Consider the following 19,355-nt stretch of genomic DNA (forward strand, 5'->3'; position numbering starts at 1 on the left):
CCACATCCTGCACTGGTCGACATGGCGCCGACGACGCCAACACCAAGCCCGCATCAGCCACTACAAACGACGCGGACACAGCCCCTGAAAACTGCCCAGCAATCAGCACAAGCACCGTTGCAGTACTAGAGGCGGGTGGACGGCAGCAGTGAACATTCCCCTTGATCGTGGACACCTGGAGACTGGGACATGAGGTTCCAGAGGAAGTAGTGCCAGGTGGGAAGTAAGAGCAACCGCAGCAGGCGGTACACGGAGAAGTTCGAGCGGGACGCTGTCGCGCTCGTGCGCTCCTCCGGGAAGACCGTCACCGAGGTGGCCCGGTCAGATCGGGGTCAGCGCCGAGGGGCTGCGCAACTGGGTCAAGCAGGACACGATCGACCGTGGGCAGGGGGCGCGGGAGAGCTGACGACGGCCGAGCGCGAAGAGCTGCGTCGGCTGCGGAGGCTGGCCGCCGAGCAGGCGGAGACGATCGAGGTGCTGCGAAAAGCGGCGGTCTTCTTCGCGAAGGAGAGCGATCGATGAGAGAGGTGTTTGCGTTCATCGAGGCGGAGAAGACCACCCACAACATTGCTCTGCTGTGCCGGCTTTTGAAGGTGGCCCGCTCCTCGTTCTACGCGTGGCTGGCCGGGGAGAAGGCGCGCTCGGCGAGGAAGGCCGCCGATGATGCCCTGGCCCACGAGATCACCGTGCTGCACGTCGCTTCCAGGGCCACCTACGGAGTTCCGCGCATCCACGCCGGCCTGCGCCGGCTCGGACACCGCGTGAACCGCAAACGGATCGAGCGCGTCATGCGTGAACGCGGCATCAGTGGCGTCACAGGGCGTCGACGCAAGGGCCTGACTCGCCCGGCGAAACGGGCGGTGCCCGCCCCGGACCTGATCGGCCGCGACTTCAGCGCGAGTGCGCCGGGGATGAAGCTGGTCGGCGACATCACTTACATCCCCACGATGAGGGCTGGCTGTATCTGGCGACCTGGCTGGACCTCGCGACCCGCGAGATCGTTGGTTACTCGATGGCCGACCACCATCGCGCCGGCTTGGTCGTGGATGCGCTGAAGATGGCCGCGGGACGCGGTCAGCTGAAGCCTGGATGTATTGCGCAGTCGGACCGCGGCAGTGAATACACCTCGGACGAACTCCGGTGTGAGATAAGTCGGTTGGGGCTGCGGCAGAGCATGGGCCGCACCGGCTCCTGCTTCGACAATGCCGCCGAGTCGTTCTTCGCTCTGCTGAAGGAGGAGATCGGAACCCGTCGCTGGCCCGACCGGACCAGCGCCCGCGCGGACATCTTCGCTTTCGTCGAGACCTTCTACAACCGACAGCGCCTACGCCGCCATCCGCCCTGGGGCTACCTCACCCACTGGAGACCCGGCAGCGTCTGGAACAACAACACGCCCTCGTAGCGTAAGCATCGAGTGTCCAAGATCACGGGGAAGCTTCATCGCCTGTGGTGCTTGTGGACACGCTGATTCCCCCGTCTCTGCCATAAACCGCTCCGCCCCGTCGAGCCGATGCGACGATAGCTTCTATGACGACCGCCGCGCAGCCCAGCGACCGGTTACGTCAACGGATCTCTCGCTGGGAGCAGGGCGATCCCGAGGGCGTACTGGCGGACGAAGCACTGATTGAGGCCGCGCAACTGTGGCGGAAGTTCACGTTGGAGCCGGCGGACAAGAACCTCGACTTCGTTGTGCAACTGTTGGGCTGGCTGCACTGGGCCCGTGGCACGAGCGGGCCCGAGGGGCAGCGAGCACTTGAGCGGAAAATCTCGCTGCTGTTGTTCCAGCTCCTATGGCAACGAAATCCCGAAGCCACGCCGTCGGCACTGCGGACCTACTTCCGCGACGCGAAACCCGACCCGATCGAAGATCCGAAAGAGCACGTCAGTGGGATTCTTCGCGACATCGCCGCGATCGTGATCACTGAGAAACGTGACACCGGGATCCGCCTCTACGACCTCTCGGAATGGCCGCCGGACCTTCCTCCCGAGCATTCGGCACTGCCACTGCTGCGCGTAGCCGAGGCCCTGGCCAGCCGATACGGCGAGACCGGTGATGTGGCGGACCTCGACGCGGCCGTCTCGTACGGCGAACGTGCCGTCGCGATGGCGCCCGACCCAGGCGAATTGCGCGCCAACGTGCTGCAGGACGTGTCTGTGGTGCTGTGCGGGCGGTTCGAGGTGACGGCGGCGATGTCCGACAGCGATCGGGTCATCGCGTTGCTGAATGAAGCGGTGGAGATCGCCCGATCGCTGGGGCTCAGCCTCGTTGTTCTACTGACCAACCGCAGCCTTGCCCGGGTACGCCGGTTCGTTGCGTTCCACCAGCTCACCGACCTGCAGCAGGCTGAAGCCGACGGCGCCGCAGCGTTGGCGGCGCTGCCCCCACGCAGCCCGCGCCGCGCGGCGGTCGCCGCGCACCTCACCATGCTGTCGCAGCTTCTGGCGGCGCACCCCGGCGACGAAGACCTCGACCACGAAGATCCCGACTTTGATGTCCGGCAGGACCCGGCCAAGCTGTGGGCCGCGATCGAGTCAGAACGATCGGCGATCATGACCGCCTGGCCGGACGCGAACGCACCCGGTGCGGACATCGGCCTGCTGCCCCTGCTCAACCTCCGAGCCCATCAGAACCTGCGCCGCCGGATCCATGCGGCGCAGGCGACTGGGAACGCCGAGTTCGTGCTCTCGGCCGAGGCGATGACCGACGCCGCGTACCTGTGGTGGATAGCTCAGCGGCTCACCGCGAGGGACTCGGCCTCGTCGAGGATCCCTCAGGCCTGCGAGATCCTCGGCGAGTTCCACATTCAGCGGCACAACGCAACGGTCAGCACCCGGCGCCCCGACGAACTGGTGCAGACAATGATGTACTGGTGGGCCGCGCCGGAGGCGGTCCGCGATTCACTGCGCGACCCGCTGGACCGGCTGATCGGGCCGGCCGCTGAGCCTGAGTTGCAGACCCGCTATGCCGGCACCCTGATCCACTATGCCCGCCAGGAATACAATCCGGCCCTCGTGAAAGCCGCGATCCTGCTGCTGACCGACGCTGTCGAGGCCACTGGCGCGGACGATCCCGATCTGCCGGAGCGGCTCAGCCAACTCAGCGACGCATACCTTGCCCGCGGTCAGGGTGACGACTTCGACATCGCGGCCGAGCTGGCTGCGGACGCCGTGGCGCTTGTCCCGGCAGATCACCCTGAGGCTGGGCAATACAAGGAGCGGATGAACCGGGCTCGGAGCCGGCGACTGCGCCACACCAGACGCCCAATCAGTCCAGACCCCGTCGGAAACAGCATGTCCTTGTTCGTGATGAGGCAGGAGTACCTAGGCACACCCAAGGGTGCCGAGAGTGCGGCGGAGATGGACGCCTTGGTGCAGAAGTTTGTCGCCGATGCCCCCGAGAAGGCCGAGTCATCGCACTCGAAACGGTTCCTGAGGGAATACCAGCGGGACGGCCTCGCGGTCAGCCTCGAACTCGCGCTGATCGCGACCGAGGCAGAGACACCTGGGGAGGACGCCGGCTCCACCACGAAGCTGAACCACCTGCTGCACCTCGGAGAAATTCACCATGAGCGCTACCTGCTCACCCAGAACGCGGCTGACCTTGCAGAGACTTCCCGCCTACTCCAGGAGGCGCTCACCGTCGCAACCCCCTTCGGTCCGATCCGCGCCTCGATCGTCAACGGGCTGGCCATGACGTATACCGAGCAGCTGCAGACTGAGGGCCGCACCCTGGACGACGCCCGGCTGGAAGAGCTGTGCCTGACTGCTCGCAGCACGCCCGCGGACGCGCTGTCGACCGTGCGGGCGCTGCGCGGCGTTGGCCGGCTCTGCCTCCGGCACGAGCGGTACGACCTGGCCGCTACCTGCTACCGCGAAGCCGTCGCGATGCTGCGCTTTTTGGTACTGGAGGAGATCGACCGCGAGGATCGGGCCGCCCGGCTCACTCAATTCACTGAAGTCGGCAGCGAGGCGGTCACCGCGCTCCTTCTCGCCGGGGACCCGCACGGAGCGCTCGAACTCGCTGAAGAGGCGCGCGCGGTGCTGCTCTCGCTCGACCTGGACCTGCGCTCCGACCTCAGCGAACTGCGCGCGACGCGACCCGACTTGGCCGATCGGTTCGACCGCCAGGGCCAAGCGCTCACCGCGCAGCAGTTGGACGAGGTCCGTACGCCGGCCGGATACGTCCGCGTTGCCCGTGGCGCGCACAGCCGCGACGCGTGGGCCGCCCTGCTGAGGGACATCCGTAAGGTACCCGGCCACGAGGATTTCCTGCGCCCGCCGCGCGCCGCCGAACTGACCGGTCTCGGTCTGCCCGGCCCGCTCGTGCTGATCAACGTCAGCGAGTTCGGCGGTCACGCTCTGATCGTCGGCGGTTCATCTGACGTGCGTGCGGTCCCGCTGACAGGCCTGACCGCGAAGGACGTTCGCTCGCATGCCCTCGATCTGCTCGCTTCCGCAGCCGCGTTGACCCGCGAAGTCCTGGGACGCACCCTGACCTGGCTGTGGGACACGATGGTCGGCCCGGTCCTGAAGGCAACCGGGCCGGCAACCCGGGTGTGGTGGGTTCCCACCGGCTTGATCACCGTGTTCCCCCTGCACGCCGCGGTGAGCCCAACCGGCCAGTGCACCCTTGACCTGATCGACTCCTCGTACGCCCCAACGATCCGCCTGCTATCCCGCAATATGGCGCGGGCCACCACGCCGCAGCCGGGCAGTGACCTGATCGTCGCGGTACGCCGTGCCGCAGCCGGCGCCGAGCTCCCCGGCGCGGAAGCTGAAGGCCGGGCTCTCCTCGACCGCCTTCCGCAAGCTGTCGCGCTGCTCAACGACGCGGCGACGCGCGAGAGGGTCCTAAGCGCCCTTCCACAGGCGACCCGCGCCTACTTCGCCTGCCACAATCTTCGCGACGACGCCCGCCCGCACCTGAGCGGCCTGGGTCTTTTCGACGGCCTGCTGACTATCGACGACCTGTCCCGCCTGGACCTGCCGAACGCCGAGTTCGCCCAGCTCTCGGCGTGTGCCACGGTCATGCCGACCCCGGATGCCCCGGACGAGCTGACCCATCTGGCCGCCGCGTTCCAACTCGCCGGTTTCCGCAGTGTGGTGGCCACCCTCTGGCCGGTCCGCGACCAGATCGCCGCAGAATTCTCCCAACTCCTGCACGACACAGGCTCCGTCACCGCCGCCGCACGCACCCTGCGCCACCGCTACCCCGACCGCCCCGACGACTGGGCCGCCTTCTTGCAGTACGGTCCCTGACCTGACGACCGTCCGGCCCCGTCCGGGGGCTGCTGGCCAAGTCTCCGGCAGCGGGCAAGCGGACTCCTCGTCGAAGACAACCGTCCGAAGCGGTGCGACAATGTCGTCAATGACGGCCTTAGCACACCCCAGCGATCGACTGGAGCAACGGCTTTCGCGGTGGCAGCACGGCGACCCCGGGGGCGTGCTGGACGACGAGGCTCTGGTCGAGGCCGCGCAACTGTGGTGGGAGCAGGTCGCGGACGCCAATGACGACCGTCTCGACCCGGCCCTTTACCTACTCGCTTGGCTGCACTGGGCGCGTCTCAAGAGCGGGCCACAGGACGAGCGGCAGATCGAACAGCAGTGCGCACTCGGATTCTTCCACGTACTGTGGCAGCGCAGGCCAACTGCGCCGCCGCCGGAGATTCAAAAGTACTTCCAGGGCGCGAAGCCGCCCAAGGTCGGGGACATTAAGGCGCATGCGAGCGGGATTCTCCGCGGCATCGCGGTCTATGCGCTAACTCGGCGCAGGGACACCGGGATCCGTCTTTTCGCGCTGTTGCAGTGGCCGCCGGATCTCACCGCCGACGCGGTGCCGGTGCTGCTGAAGGTGGCCATGGCGCTCACCGACCGGCACCGCGAGACCGGCGACGCCGCAGATCTCGACGCCGCCCTCACTTACGGAGAGCGCGCCCTCGCGCTGGCTGCCGAGCCGGACCTGCTGCGCGCCAAACTGTTGCAGAACGTCGCCGTACTGTACTCCAGCCGGTTCGAGACCACTTCGGCGATGTCCGACATCGATCGGAGCCTGGCGCTGACCGACGAGGCGCTGACGATCACCCGGTCGCTCTCCGCTGACCCGGCCCACCTGCTGGCCAATCGCGGCAACGCGCAGTGGCAGCGCTTCGTGGCCTTCCAGCACCTGGACGATCTGCGGCAGGCAGTGGCCGACAGCACGGCAGCGGTCGATGCACTGCCGCCGGAGAGCCCGTCGCATGCGGCGGTCTACTCGCGGGCCGCCCGCTGGTCGCAACTGCTCTTGCTGCACCCGGATAATCCGGATAAATCGGAGGCCGGGGCTGCGGACGATGTAGGTCCCCTGCGAGCCGCCCTCGCCAGCGCGACCGGCGACGCGCAGGAGACCCTCCGAACCGATCTCGGCCTAGCCCTCGCCGTCCGGTACGAACAGTCCCGGCGGATCGAGGACCTGCAAGAAGCGATCAGGATCTTCCGTGACACCACACCTGAGAGGTCCACGTCACTGCTCGCCACGGCACTGCGGATCCGATACGACGTGCTAGGCGACGCCGCCGACCTGGACGAGTGCATCCGCCTGTTCCGGCGCGCCGGGACAGGGGAAACCTGGACGAATGAGCGGATCTCGGAGGCCGAGAACCTGGCCGAGGCCCTCGAAGCCGAATACCAAGTCCGGCCGGACCCGGCGCGGTTGCACGCCGCGATCGCCGTCGGCCGCACGGCCGTGCTCGCGGCCTGGCCGGACCCGACCGCACCGGAGCCCAACCCGGGCCTGCTGCCCACGCTGGAGTCGCTGGCCCATGAGAACCTGCGCCGCCGGTTGCGCGCGGCCGAGCAGACCGGCGACCACGACTTCGTGCTGTCCTCCGAGGCGATGACCGACGCCGCGTATCTATGGTGGCTGGCCCAGCGGATGACCGCGCGCGATCCGGCCTCGCCGAGCCTGAGCCGGGCCCGTGGCGTGCTTGGCCACTTCCACATCCTGCGGCACAACGCGACGGTTGGCTCTGGCCGGCCGGATGAGCTGGCGCAGACGCTGATGCACTGGCTGCCGACGCCGGAGGCGCTCCCGTACGAGGTGCCCGAACCGCTGGACCGGATAGTCGGACCGGGCGCCGAGCCGGAGTGGCAGGCCCGGTACGCCAACACCCTGATCAACCACGCCTCCCAAAATCAGAACCCGGCTGCGGTGAACGCCGCGGTCCTGCTGCTGAGCGCCGCGATCGAGGCCAGCAGGGCCGACGATCCGCAACTGCCTGAGCGGCTCGGCTGGCTCAGCGACGCGTACTTAATCCGCGGCGTCAACGACCAGGAATCCGGTGACCTGGACATCGCTGAAGGTCTGGCCGCCGAGGCGGTGGCGCTCGCCCCATCGGATGCCGCTCGGCAGCGGCAGCGGTTGGCCCGCGCCCGGAGCCTGCGACTGCGCTTCGCCAAGCGCACGCCCACCCCGGACCCCGGGCGGATCAGAATCGTCAGTGTCGCCTTTCTTAAGGAGTACGTAGACGGCCCTCGGGGTGCCGAAGGCGCCGCGATAATAGACGCCGCGGTGCAGGAGTATCTGCTCGCCGAGCAGGCCGAGGGGCCGGCCACCGAAGAGTCTTCCAGCCGGTTCCTGCGGGAGTTCCGCCGCGCTGGCCTCGCAGTCGACCTGGAGCTCGCCCTGCGCGCCGCCGAGGCCGAGACCATTCGGCACGAACATTTCATCGATCAGCTCGGACACCTGTCGCGCTTTTCCGACATTCGTCTCGAACGTTACCTGCTGACCCGAGAGAACGCTGAGCTGGCTGAGGCCGCCAGCCTGCTGGAGGAGGCGCTCGACCTTACTTCACGAATCGGCCCCTACCGCGGGGTGGTGCTCAGCCAGCTCACGCGGATCTACGAACAGCATTCTGAGCTGACCGGCGCGCAGATGGAACGGCTGTGTCACCTGGCGCGCACCATGATCACCGACGCGATGAACAGCCTGATTGCGCTGCGCGGCGCCGGTCGGCTCGTCCTGCACCACCAGCGCTACGATCTGGCCGTCACCTGCTACCGCGAAGCCGTCGCCCTGATGCGTGTCGCTGCACTGGAGGAGATCGACCAGGTGGACCGGGCTGCCCGGCTCACCCAGATCACCGAAGTGGGCAGCGAGGCAGTCATCGCGCACATCCTGGCCGGCGACCCAGCCACCGCGCTGGAGGCGGCCGAGGAGGCCCGCGCGGTGCTGCTGTCGCTGCAGCTTGACCTGCGCTCCGACCTGACGAAACTCCGCGAAGCCCGACCCGACCTGGCCGAACGCTTCGACCGCCGACGCCAGGCGATCACTGCGGACCGAACCGAGAGTTCCCCCACCCCAGACGGCTACGTGCGCACCGCCCAAGCCTCGCAGAGCCGCGACGCCTGGACCAACCTGCTCGACGACATCCGTGCCGTCCCCGGCCACGAGAACTTCCTGGGCCCATTGGCCGCCGCCGAGCTGACCGCCCTGAACCTGCCCGGCCCGATCGTGCTGATCAACGTGAGCCGCTTCGGCAGCCACGCCCTGATCGTCGGCCCCGAACCGGGTGTCCGCGCGCTGCCGCTTGACGGGCTGCACTACAAGGACGTCCACTCGCACGCCTACGACCTGCTCTCCGCCGCGGCCGCCGGGGTGACCAGCGAGATCCTGGCATGGCTATGGGACACGGTGGTTGGCCCGGTCCTGGAAGCAACCGGACCGGCAACCCGGGTGTGGTGGGTTCCCACCGGCCTGCTTAGCGCGTTTCCGCTGCACGCCGCCACCGACCCGCAGGGCCAGTCCGCGCTCGACCTGGTCGAGTCGTCATACGCCCCGACGATCCGTCTGCTGACCAGGACCCTGACTCGGGGTGCCGCCCCCGGATCCGGCGGCGACCTGATCGTCGCGGTGCGCCGCACCGCGAACGGCGCCGAACTGGCTGGCGCGGAAGCTGAAGGCCGGGCTCTCCTCGACCGCCTTCCGCAAGCTGTCGCGCTGCTCAACGACGCGGCGACGCGCGAGAGGGTCCTAAGCGCCCTTCCACAGGCGACGCGCGCCTACTTCGCCTGCCACAATCTTCGCGACGACGCCCGCCCGCACCTGAGCGGCCTGGGTCTTTTCGACGGCCTGCTGACTATCGACGACCTGTCCCGCCTGGACCTGCCGAACGCCGAGTTCGCCCAGCTCTCGGCGTGTGCCACGGTCATGCCGACCCCGGATGCCCCGGACGAGCTGACCCATCTGGCCGCCGCGTTCCAACTCGCCGGTTTCCGCAGTGTGGTGGCCACCCTCTGGCCGGTCCGCGACCAGATCGCCGCCGAATTCTCCCAACTCTTCCACGAGGCGGGCGGCCACAACACGCCCTCTGCCGCCCTCGCCACCGCCACCCGCGCCCTGCGTGACCGCTACCCCGGCCACCCCGACCTCTGGGCCCCGTTCCTGCACTATGGCCTTTAGATCAAGCCCATTTTTGGGTACGCCCTAGTACTCCAGTCAGAAATCGTTGCCTGAGCTGGCCAGCCTTCGTTGTTCTGGTCGTGGTGGGGACGGATGAAGCCGGTTTGTGGGGCGGTTCTCGAGGGTGGATCTGCGCTGGCGTATGCGGGACTACGTGCGTGGTCTGCTGGCTCCGGTGGAGCGGAAGAACGGCTGGCAGCTCGCCGAGTACGCAGGTCACCGCGGGCCAGCAGGCTTCCAGCATCTGCTGAACGGTGCGGCCTGGGACGTCGACGCGGTCCGGGACGACGTGCAGCAGTACGTCGCCAATCGCCTCGGCACCCCGGACGGGGTCCTGATCGTGGACGACACCGGTTTCCTCAACAAGGGCACCACGTCCGCTGGGGTGCAAAGGCAGTACTCGGGTACGGCCGGCCGGACGGAGAACTGCCAGATCGGAGTCTTCGCCGCCTATGCCACGGCCAGGGGCAGAGTGCTGGTGGACCGGAGCTGTATCTGCCGAAGTCCTGGACCTCGGACGCGGACCGGTGCCGGGCGGCGAAGATCCCTGACAGCCGCGGCTTCGCGACCAAGGGTGAGCTGGCCCGCGCGATGATCCTGCGGGCGCTTGCCTCACCCCTGCCGATCGCCTGGGTGACGGGCGACTGTGCCTACGGACAGGAATGGCGCATGCGCCGCACCCTGGAAGAAGCCGGGGTCGGCTACGTCCTGGCCGTGCCGAAGTCACAGCAACTGCACGCTCCCTTCGGCCGTATCGACCAGGCCATCGCCGATGCCCCCGGCGAGGCATGGGAACGCCATTCCTGCGGCGACGGTGCCAAAGGCCCGCGCCTTTACGACTGGGCCGCCGCACGCCTGCCGGTGATCGGTGTCTTCGACGGCGACCGGCCCACCCACGAGCGGTGGGTGCTGGGCCGCCGCAGCCTGGCCCGCCCGGACGAGATCGCCTACTACCTCGCTTACGCCCCCAACGGCACCAGCGTTGCTGACCTGGTCCGGATCGCCGGCTCGCGCTGGGCGATCGAGGAAGCCTTCCAGGCAGCCAAGAACGAATGCGGCCTCGACCAGTACTAGGTCCGCCGCTATCCGGGCTGGTATCGCCACATCACCCTGGTCATGCTCGCCCACGCGTTTTTGTCCGTCGTCGCTGCCCAGACCACCGAAAGGGGGGCCGCAGAAACGACCCCACCAGCACCATCCGATTCACCGTGGCAGAGATCCGCAGACTGCTGGACACTCTCTTGCCCAGGCCCACACCCCGCCCCGGAGCAGTCATCCATGCCCTGAACTGGTCCCTCTGGCGCAGACAGCACCAAGCGATCGCCCGCCGCTGCCACTACCGAAGAAGAACCAGCTCAGGCAACGATTTCTGACTGAAGTACTAGCCCCCCACACCCGGCATCGGCCCCGCCACCGCCCCGGCTCCCCGTCCGCCGTGGTCACCACACACCGTGGCCGCCGCCTGTCCTCCTGGAACCTGGTCGTTAACCAGCGTCCTGGCTCGACAGATCGGGAAGGAGACGGTGCAGGAGCGCTTCCTCGTGTACGGCGAGACCTCGCTGGTTCATCACGTGCCCAAGATGCGGATCCCAGGGGGTGGCGACGGGATCCCCGGCGAGCGAAGCGAGACAGTCTGCGGGCAGTTCGGCGAGCGCATCGAGGTAGTCGGCGGCGCTCATGCGCCACGGGCGAGCCCCCAGTCGGAGGACTCGCTCGGCGATCGTGACGCCGGGCCAGTCGAAATCCCCGTGGTAGAGAACCTCTGCGTCATTCCTGAGAAGCCGCTGCAATAACTCCCAACCGGCGCTGGAGGGATTCCCACTCCCGCACACCAGGATTCCGGGGAGCCCGTGGCGCGCGGTCGCCTGCAGGACTTGCGGGTTCTCGCACCAGCGCACGGTCGTTCCCGGTGCGGCCAGCAGCACACTGTCGGCAACGGTCCGCAGCTCGTGCACGGTCAGGTGGGTCGCCAGGTTGATGTCGCGGCGGGCGCGCATCATCGAGGACCAGGGATCACCTCCTGGCGGGGCCAATCTCCATACGATGACGGTCCCCGACAGCACGTCAGAACTGACGCCCGCCTGTTCCCACAGCAGCCGCCGGCTGGCCGAGGAAACCGGCGCGGGCAGGGCGCATGCCGCGGCGATCCCCTTGAGCGTCAAAGTGCCAGCGAGGCGCCCCTCATCGAGGCCGTGAGCGTCGCCGGTGGTGTGCGCGGCGAGTTCGCTCAGTTCCCACCACCGCTCCGGCTGCCCAGCGGCGCCAGGGACCGATGGCATGCGTGCAAGTCCGAGGACGGCCATGGTGCGCACGGCCTGCGCCAGCGCCGTCGCCGCGGCTGCTGCGCCCGCCCGGGGCAGGATGCCGCTGCTGCGTAGATCCGAGATCCAGCCGGGGATCCAGCTGGCCTCGGCCAGCTTGCTGCGGGCGAGATCGGCATCGAGACTCTGCCACACTGCCGTCCACGCCGACTGCTGCTCGGCTTTGGCCGCCTGCCGGTCCCTCAGCGGCCGGCCGGTGAGGTCGGCGACGACAGCGACGAGCCCGCACTGGGCAGACGACGCCCTCAACGCCGCGTCGAGGGTGGCAAGCTGGAGGCGGCGCAGCCCCGGCTCCACCCGGGTGCCTAGCAGTCCTCCCAGCCGCTGCGCACCTTCGGTATCGAGGTGTACCTGCATGGTGCCGGTGGGGGAGAGACGGTTGCGTTCGAGCCGGTCTCTGGCTTTGTCCCATAGCGCCGTGAGACTGGGATCGCTGAGGTAACTGCGCAGGGGAGCGGGCAGCGCAGCGGACGCGGAGGTCACGAGACGGTCTGCAGACGGCGGGTGTGGCCGTCCCAGTGGACGTGCGTGGTCACAGCGGCGGTTCCCTCGTCCCGCCGCACTTCGTAGGTGTCCATCTGCGGGACATCAGAGAAGAACCCCCACAGGGCGTGGCCGGTCATCACGAAGTCGAGGTCCAGACGCACCAAGAGAGCCATCAGTTCGCCGATGGTGCGCTGATCGACCTTGGCGAAGGCGTCGTCCAGCAGGATCAGCCGCAGCGCCGAGCCGGTGTCGGGCAGGCTGCTGAGGTAGGCGTCGGCAGCGGCGAAGAGCGTCACATACGACACGAACCGTGTTTCGCCCTGCGAGAGTTTCGCCCGGCGGCTGATCTTGCGTTCTCGGTCTCGCTCGGGGCCGGTGATGATGGCGTCCATGACGTGCCAGGTGCGGTAGTCGAGTGCTGTGCGCAGGTGGGTGGCGTAGCCGGCCTCGGGGTCGCGGCTGTACGACTCGTCGACCAGCGTTTTGAGACGGTTGATGAGTTCTTCGGTCTCCGCGTCGCGCAGCACAGTGATGTCACGCCGCATCAGCTGTTTGACGTGAGTGATGTGCTCTCCCGCCGCGTCCGCCAGCTTCCAGTCGATCCTTACGCCGATGCCGTGGCTGGTCGTGATGGAGCCGAGCGAGGTGTTCATCGCCTTGACGAGTTCCTCGGCTTCTTTGAGGCGCCGGCGGAGTTCTTCCGCCATGCCGCCGAGGACGAAGTTGTGGAAGGCGGTGCGCTCGCGCTGGGTGAGCGCACCGCGGCCGCGGTCCCGGCGCTCGCGCAAGTCTGCTGCGGCATCGGCGATATGGCGGCGTCCGGTGGCATCGGTGAGTTCCACGACATGGAGGTCGTCCTCGACGGTGACGGTGATGTCGTAGGCGCCGGCGGTGTTGCGTTCCAGCAGGGACAGCGCTCGCATGAGAGCCGTGGCGTCCGCCGTGCTGTCCGGCTGCTGCACCGCCGCGCGGACTTGGCGGACAGCTGCCAGGACGTCATCGGCCGCGGCGTCCTGCGACCGCAGTTCGGGCGGCGGCTGCGTCCCTGGGGCCAGCGCGACCGCGATCGAAGGATGCCCCAGACGCTGGTGCAGCGCCTGGGCCTGCTGGGCCAGGAACGTCGTGGCGCGGACGGCCTTCTCGCGTGCGCCCTGCGCCTTTTCCTCTGCGGAGGCGACCAGGCCGGTCAGGGTGAGGATCTGGGAGCGGCAGTGGCGCAGCCTCTCCTCGGTGCGCGTCAGCTCCGCTTCCGCCTCCGTCAGACGCCGGTGCACCTGTTCGGGATCCGCGCCCAGAGCCTCTCGCAGCGCGGCGAGTGCTGCGGCTTCCCGCGACCAGATCAGCCAGGCTGATTCCGCGGTCTCCTCGGCGTGCGTGCGACGCTCGCGCACGGTGTCCAGACGGCCCAACGCCGTGCGGTAGCGGTCTAGATGACCAGTGACTGTCTCGGCACCGTGATCCACACTGCTGCAGGCGGTCTGCGCCTGCAGCGCGTATCCCCGCACTGCCAGCAGCCCATCGACGTCCTCGGGCATACCCAGTGCCGCGCAGATCTCCTGGTGACTGCGGTGGCGGGCGGCCCAGGCCCGTTGCATCCGCTCCGCTTCCTCTGCCAGGGCACGTGCCTCCTTGCGGCACGCGACGATCTGCTCGCGCGCCGCAGTAGCCTGCAGACGCAGGGTCGCCAGCCGTGCAGAGCGCGGCGCGCGCACCAGATGTTCCTCCAGCGCCTTCGACGCCTCCTCAAGAACCTCGTGGTGCTCGCTGCGTTCTTGTGCCCGCTGCTGCACCTGCTGCAGCAGGCCGTCGATCTCCACCAGGCGCGCCGCACGCGCGGCCGCACGCGCGGCCGCTCCGATGAACCGGGCAGCCACGGGACGATGGCCTCCCGTCAGCGGGCCGTTGCCCCATGAGCCGTCGGGGGACACCCACGTGGGGTGACCGGGCTCCAGTGCAATGCGATCCAGGACCGCATTCACCACGGCAGCGTCGATGGCCGTCTCGGCAGGAGCCAGCAGGGCGCGCACGGACCTCAGCGCCCGCGGCCCCCGCGCGCTCAGCAGCAACTGCCCGTCGCCGGCGCGGACCTCTCCGCCAGCGGTGACCTCCCCGTACAACAGCCCCGAGGCCAGCAGCGCGCCCTCCACACCGGCCTGGACCTTCTCGTCCACTCCGGGCTTGAAGTCCAGCAGTTGCCACAGCGCCACGGCGTGCGGCGGACGCTCGCCCAGCCACCCGGGTAGGGCGGGCGGCAGGTCCTGCTCGCTGCGCAACTGCTCGGCTTCGGCCAGGAGTTCCTGCCGCTGGAGTTGGTCCTGGGCCGCCTGCGCGGCCAGTTCGGCGATCTGCTGGGCGTGCCGGGCTCGGGCGGGTGCGGCCGCCTGCTGGGCCGTCGCGTCCAGCAGGGCCAGTTCTTGTTCGGCCTGTGCGGGCTCAAGGTCCTCACCGGCGAGCGCATCGACATCGTCGAGCAGCGGCGCGAGGGCGGTGGCATGCCAGTCGATGTCGCCCAGCAGCTGCCGGGTGAGCGCGGCGGCCGTCCAGGTGCGCCAGGCCGCAGCCAGCCCTGCGGCCTCCCGGTCACGGTCTGCTGCGCGGGTGCGGGCCGTCTCCTCTGCGGCGCTGGCCGCTTGGGCGGCATCGTCCGCGCGGTCCTGGGTGCGCAGGACTTTCTCCCGCTCGGAGGCCAGCTGCCGGGCCTCGTCGGCGCGTGCGGCCGCCTGCTGGGCCCGGCTGGCGGCCGTGGCACGCAGCGCCCGGCTTGCTTCGCCCAGGGCCTCGACCGAGCCAAGGACGCTGTCCGGCTCGGGAACAAGGCGGGCCGGTGCGGGGCGGGTCACGGGCTCGGGATCGTGGTCGATGCCCGTGCGTACCGCCTCCACGATGGGGGAGGGATCCTGCATCTGCAGGTGGACAGCGGCGGGCAGCGACAGGTTCAGCCCGGTTCGTGCCAGCAGATCGTTGGCCTGACTGGCCAGCCGGGCGGCACTCGCAGCGGCGTCGCAGGCGTCCTGGGCTGTCTCGCGACAGGCCTGCGCGGTGCGCTGTTCTTCTTCACGTGCGGCGTGTGCGGTGTTCAGCGCGGTGCTGGAGACCGTTCTGAGGGCCTGCAGGGTACTGAGGCGTTCGCTGAGTTCGCGGGCTGCCTTGTACTCGCTCGACTGCCTGACGCCGTTGACGGTGGCCGCGAGTTCCTCCGCGTATCCGCCCAGCTCGGCGGCCTCGGCCTCGGCGGCGCCATGGTTGTGGACGAGCCGGGTGTGCTCGGACTCCAACCGGTTGGCGTCCGTGTCCGCCTGCCGGGCGTCCAGGGCGGCCTCCTTCGCGCGCTCAGCTGTAGCGAGACACACCCCGGCGGCGTAGCGGGTGTAGACCTTCAGGAAGTCGGAGACGTAGCCATAGGCGGCCTCCAGTCGGGCCAGGGCGGCTCGGGTTTCTTCCAGACCGTCGAGTTCCTCGCCCGCGGTGGCGATGGCCTTCTCGGACAGCGGAGGCAGGGCGTCGGAGAGAATCTGCGGCAGGCGGCCTTCGTCGATGCGGTTGCCCACGTCGGGGGAGCGCAGGGTGTGCAGCAGCTGAAGCAGCCCGGCATACCGTTCGCGCCCCTGGTCGCCGTGGAGCCCGAAGACGGCCGCGCGGACGCGGTCGCGGTGGGTGTCGGGGGAGGAGGTCAGTCGGTCTGCGCCGATGGCCTGGGCCAGGCCTTCCTTGGACAGCGGGATGCGCCCGGTATCGAGCAGCGCCAGGTCGTGGTCGACGCGCAGGGGGGTGAGGAAGTACCAGGCCTTGGCCTCACTCGTACTGTGCGAGTAGCGGATGAGGGCCCCGACGGTCAGGTAACGCTCCTGGAGTCCGTCGTCCGCCGTGCGGGCCAGTTCAACCCAGACATAGCCCAACCGGTTCGCCTGGCCCTGGCCGCCGGCCCGCATCAGGTCCTCCAGACGGACCTTGCCCGACCCGGTGGCGTCCATACGCCGGCGGTCGGCGTCCAGCACGAACGGCAGGAGCATCTCCAACGCCCTTGATTTGCCGGACCCGTTGGACCCGCGCAGCACGAGGCGGCCACCGGACAGGGCGAAGCGCTGGTCGTAGTAGTACCAGACGTTGACGATGCCGGCCCTGTGCAGGCGCCACCGGTGCGGATGGTCTCCGCCGGCAAGCTGCAGGGACCGTGCCTGGTCAGCGGGCAGGCGCGGGGCGGGGAACGCGAGGGTAGTCACGAAGCCTCTTCGGCTGAGGAGTCGGTGAACAGGGTGTCGGGTACGGGCAGGACGGGGCGGGGCGCGATACGTGGAGCCGCAGTGGTGTGGGGCTGGGGGCGGTAGCGGGCGGCCGCCGGGTGCAGGACGAGCCCGTCGGGCAGGCTGCGGGCCAGCGACATGGATTCCAGCAGTGCGACGACATCCTTCTGCAGACGGTCCGGGTCGCCGGTGTAGACGCCGGCCCAGGTCCGCGCGTAGCGGGCGGCGAGAGTCTCCAGTTCGGCGCGCACGGCCTCCCACGAGGCCAGCAGCCCGGGAACGCCGGGGGCACCGGGAACGTGCTGTCCTGCGGTGGGGCGGGCCAGGTCGGTGAGGGCGTCGGTGAGCAGGAGCGCCGCCTGGCGCACGGTGCCGGCTCCGGGGTACGCGGTGTCGCTGAGCGTGCCTTCGGCGTCGTAGGCGAGGGCACCTTCGGCCCGCACCTCCAGGGTCAGTCCGAAGTGTTCCTCCAGCAGGCGGGTGAGCTCGGAGCGTTCCCGGGACAGCACGTCACGCTCCTCTTCGGGGAGTTCCTCGCGTCTGACCAGAGGGTTTTCCACCAGACGCCGGCGCAGGCTGCGCCGGGGCTCGGGGAGCGTGTCCGGCTGGCGGTCCGCAAGGTCTTCGAGGCGGGTGACATCGCGCAGCGGCCGGGGCAGCACGTGCGGCAGCAGGGCGCGGTGCACGTGCAACAGGGCTTCCTCGCGGCGCTCCCCCCAGGCTGCCAGCGATCCTTCGGCCTCGGTCAGCACCCCCCAGTCGACGAGGAGCCCGATGGCCTGCACCAGTCTCCGGTTCTCCGCGGGGGTGTCGCGCAGGTCGACACCGGCCGACACTGCATCCGCCCGTACCTGTTCCACCAGCGCGGACACCAAGAGCCATTCCCCGGTTCCGGGGGTCAGTAGTCCCGCGCACACCAGGCACAGCAGCGCGTAGGTCTGGGGGGTGAACGCGGGGCTGTCTCCCCGCTGTACGGGCCGAGGCGGGCTGTCGCTGCTGGGCGGGGTCTTCACCAGCCGGGCGAAGGAGTGCTCGACGATGAGGTGGTAGCCCAGCAGCCGGCCGAAGCTGGAGCGCAGGGCGGTGGCGTGCCTGCGGACCAGCGCGAGCTGGTCCGGCTGCTGGTGCAGCGTGAGAATGGGCCGGGCCAACAGGATGCGTGCGGCCAGACGCCGTTCGGCCGCATCGTGGGCAGCGGTGGATGCCGTCGGCGGCGGGCTCGTCCTCACAGCTGCTGGCCCTCCTGCCGGAGTGCGTCATTGCCCTCATCGCCGTCGGTGCCGGCTTCGTCCGGGGAAGCGCTGGCCGCGGCGGCGCTGGGGCGCGAGGCGTACAGCCTGAGGCGGAAGAACGTGACGTCGCCGTCGTCGGAGCGGGTGACCGTGGGGCTGTCGGAGTCTTCCGCGTGCACGGTCACCCGGAGGTCGAAATCGTCTGCGCGTCCGGGGCCCCGGGCAGCGAAACCGTGGTCGGCGGCTTCCGACTGCTTGTCCAGCAGCAGGTCGCGGGCGGAGGGAGTCAGGCGCTGTTCGTGCAGTTCTCCGGCCGCGGCGAGTTCGTCGGCGGCCGCCTGCCGTGCGGCCGCCTCCTGTGCGGCCTCCTCCTGCAGCCGCACGATGTCCATGCCCGGGTCGGGGACCTGGGAGGAGCGTCCGCGCGCGGCGCGGTCGCCGCGTTCGCGCAGGGAGACCGGCACGTCCACCGGGCGCGCGTCCCACCAGGACGTGGAGGCGGTGTCGCGGGGGTCGAGTTCGTCCGGGCCGAAGCCCAGATGGCGGGCGGAGTAGGTGCCGAACGAGGCGGCGAAGCCGCGGTGCGCCTCCTCGACGCTGGCCTCGGCGAACAGGGTGGCCAGGTGCAGCAGATCGCTGCGGCGCGCGCCGCCGGTACCGCCGGAGGTGAGCATGCGGCGGGCGTTGGTCAGCAGCTGTCCCAGTGCCTTCTCGGCGGTCGCTCGCAGATGGGCCGGGCCCGACTGGCCGCTGTCGCCCCGGTACCAGGACAACAGTTCGCTCCAGTCCCCGCGTTGGCGTCCGGGCAGCCGTTCGACGGGGGTTCCGTCCGGGGAGGCCAGGGTGGGCAGCGAGTCGAGCGCGGCCAGGACATGGTCCACCAGCGGCAGCAGCTCCTCAAGACGATGCCGTACGGCGGGGGAGTGGCGGGAGACGTCGGTGTCGATGAGGTGGACGTATTCCAGCAGCAGCCCCTTGAAGGTGGAGTACTCCTCACCGGCCAGGTCGTAGCGCGCCAGCACGGAAGCCAGGTAGGCGTAGAACTGGCGGACGGTGTCGGTGAAGTAGGTGTGGCTGGTGAAGACGGTGGTGACGTCGGCCGCCAGTGCATCGGCGTCGATGGCGCGAGGATTGCGTGCCTGCGCGAGGATGTTCTTCAGTAACAAGGCCATGCTGCCCAGCAGTTCGCGGGCCACTTCCCGGGCGCCGTCCCGTCTGTTGAGGAGTTCGGTGACCTGCTCGTGCACCAGGGCACCGAGCTGGGTCACCTGGAAGCGGACTCGGGAGTGGGTCAGGGCGGCGATGGTGGGAACCCGCGGGTCGCGGGCGACCGGCAGCAGGTTGCCCCAGCCCACCAGGCTGTAGCAGCGCGTCTCGGCGTCCTCGACGGACAGGACGATGCCGCGCTCGGCCAGGCTCTCGCTGACCTCGGCCGCAGACAGGTCGGTGAGCAGCGTTCGGGTGAACTGGTCCATGACGGCGATGTATTCGGCCGCGTACCGGTCGGCGGTGACGTAGCGGTACAGGTCCCGCCGTCCGTCGCGCTCTGCCGCCAGGCTGTCCTCGTCCGTGCTGTCGTCAGTCGTCACCCCTGATCCCCCTCCGGGCTCGGTACGGGCCGCAAGGGGCCAGGAAGCGC

Annotated in this window: 9 protein-coding genes and 1 pseudogene; 6 read left to right on the forward strand and 4 right to left on the reverse strand. The window is 69.3% G+C overall.

The genetic code is table 11. From position 1 onward, the window contains the following. The first annotated feature begins 216 nt into the window (after positions 1-216). The 6 genes and pseudogenes from AQJ30_RS24485 to AQJ30_RS24505 all read left to right on the forward strand — a co-directional run bounded on the left by AQJ30_RS24485 (position 217) and on the right by AQJ30_RS24505 (position 10,723). A complete protein-coding gene (locus tag AQJ30_RS24485) occupies positions 217-522 on the forward strand; it encodes a hypothetical protein (protein WP_079084266.1) in 306 nt (101 codons plus the stop codon). Continuing rightward, the gene (locus tag AQJ30_RS38100) at positions 519-1,055 is read left to right on the forward strand and encodes an IS3 family transposase (RefSeq protein WP_107119686.1); all 537 of its coding nucleotides are present in this window, start codon (positions 519-521) and stop codon (positions 1,053-1,055) included. Before AQJ30_RS24485 ends, AQJ30_RS38100 begins: the two co-directional genes overlap by 4 nt. Continuing rightward, positions 998-1,402 (forward strand): IS3 family transposase, encoded by a 405-nt coding sequence (locus AQJ30_RS38105; protein WP_245727083.1) that lies wholly within the window; start codon positions 998-1,000, stop codon positions 1,400-1,402. Before AQJ30_RS38100 ends, AQJ30_RS38105 begins: the two co-directional genes overlap by 58 nt. 125 nt (positions 1,403-1,527) lie before the next feature. Further along, positions 1,528-5,259, forward strand: coding sequence for a CHAT domain-containing protein (locus AQJ30_RS24495; protein WP_067237879.1), 3,732 nt, complete (start codon positions 1,528-1,530; stop codon positions 5,257-5,259). Between the two features lie 184 nt (positions 5,260-5,443). After that, positions 5,444-9,436, forward strand: coding sequence for a CHAT domain-containing tetratricopeptide repeat protein (locus AQJ30_RS24500; protein WP_067237882.1), 3,993 nt, complete (start codon positions 5,444-5,446; stop codon positions 9,434-9,436). Between the two features lie 106 nt (positions 9,437-9,542). After that, positions 9,543-10,723 (forward strand): annotated as a pseudogene (locus AQJ30_RS24505) (IS701 family transposase). 197 nt (positions 10,724-10,920) lie between these two features. Here AQJ30_RS24505 and AQJ30_RS24510 read toward each other — a convergent pair. From AQJ30_RS24510 to AQJ30_RS24525, 4 genes are read right to left on the reverse strand one after another with little or no spacing between them, the layout of a single operon-like run. Continuing rightward, positions 10,921-12,240 carry a TIGR02679 family protein gene (locus tag AQJ30_RS24510; RefSeq protein WP_067237885.1) on the reverse strand — a complete coding sequence of 440 codons (1,320 nt, stop codon included), beginning with the start codon at positions 12,238-12,240 and terminating at the stop codon, positions 10,921-10,923. Next, the gene (locus AQJ30_RS24515) at positions 12,237-16,463 is read right to left on the reverse strand and encodes a TIGR02680 family protein (protein WP_067237887.1); all 4,227 of its coding nucleotides are present in this window, start codon (positions 16,461-16,463) and stop codon (positions 12,237-12,239) included. Before AQJ30_RS24515 ends, AQJ30_RS24510 begins: the two co-directional genes overlap by 4 nt. Next, positions 16,460-17,713, reverse strand: coding sequence for a TIGR02678 family protein (locus AQJ30_RS24520; RefSeq protein WP_067237890.1), 1,254 nt, complete (start codon positions 17,711-17,713; stop codon positions 16,460-16,462). Before AQJ30_RS24520 ends, AQJ30_RS24515 begins: the two co-directional genes overlap by 4 nt. After that, positions 17,710-19,305 (reverse strand): DUF2397 domain-containing protein, encoded by a 1,596-nt coding sequence (locus tag AQJ30_RS24525; protein ID WP_067237892.1) that lies wholly within the window; start codon positions 19,303-19,305, stop codon positions 17,710-17,712. The genes AQJ30_RS24520 and AQJ30_RS24525 overlap by 4 nt, the downstream gene beginning before the upstream one ends. Positions 19,306-19,355: the final 50 nt, after the last annotated feature.

The organism is Streptomyces longwoodensis (assembly GCF_001514125.1).
Taxonomy (GTDB): domain Bacteria; phylum Actinomycetota; class Actinomycetes; order Streptomycetales; family Streptomycetaceae; genus Streptomyces; species Streptomyces longwoodensis.

What these genes read in the sequence shown, in the direction of transcription:
- AQJ30_RS24495 (WP_067237879.1), top strand. Translation starts at nt 1,528, where the DNA reads ATGACGACCGCCGCGCAGCCCAGCGACCGGTTACGTCAACGGATCTCT.
- AQJ30_RS38100 (WP_107119686.1), top strand. Translation starts at nt 519, where the DNA reads ATGAGAGAGGTGTTTGCGTTCATCGAGGCGGAGAAGACCACCCACAAC.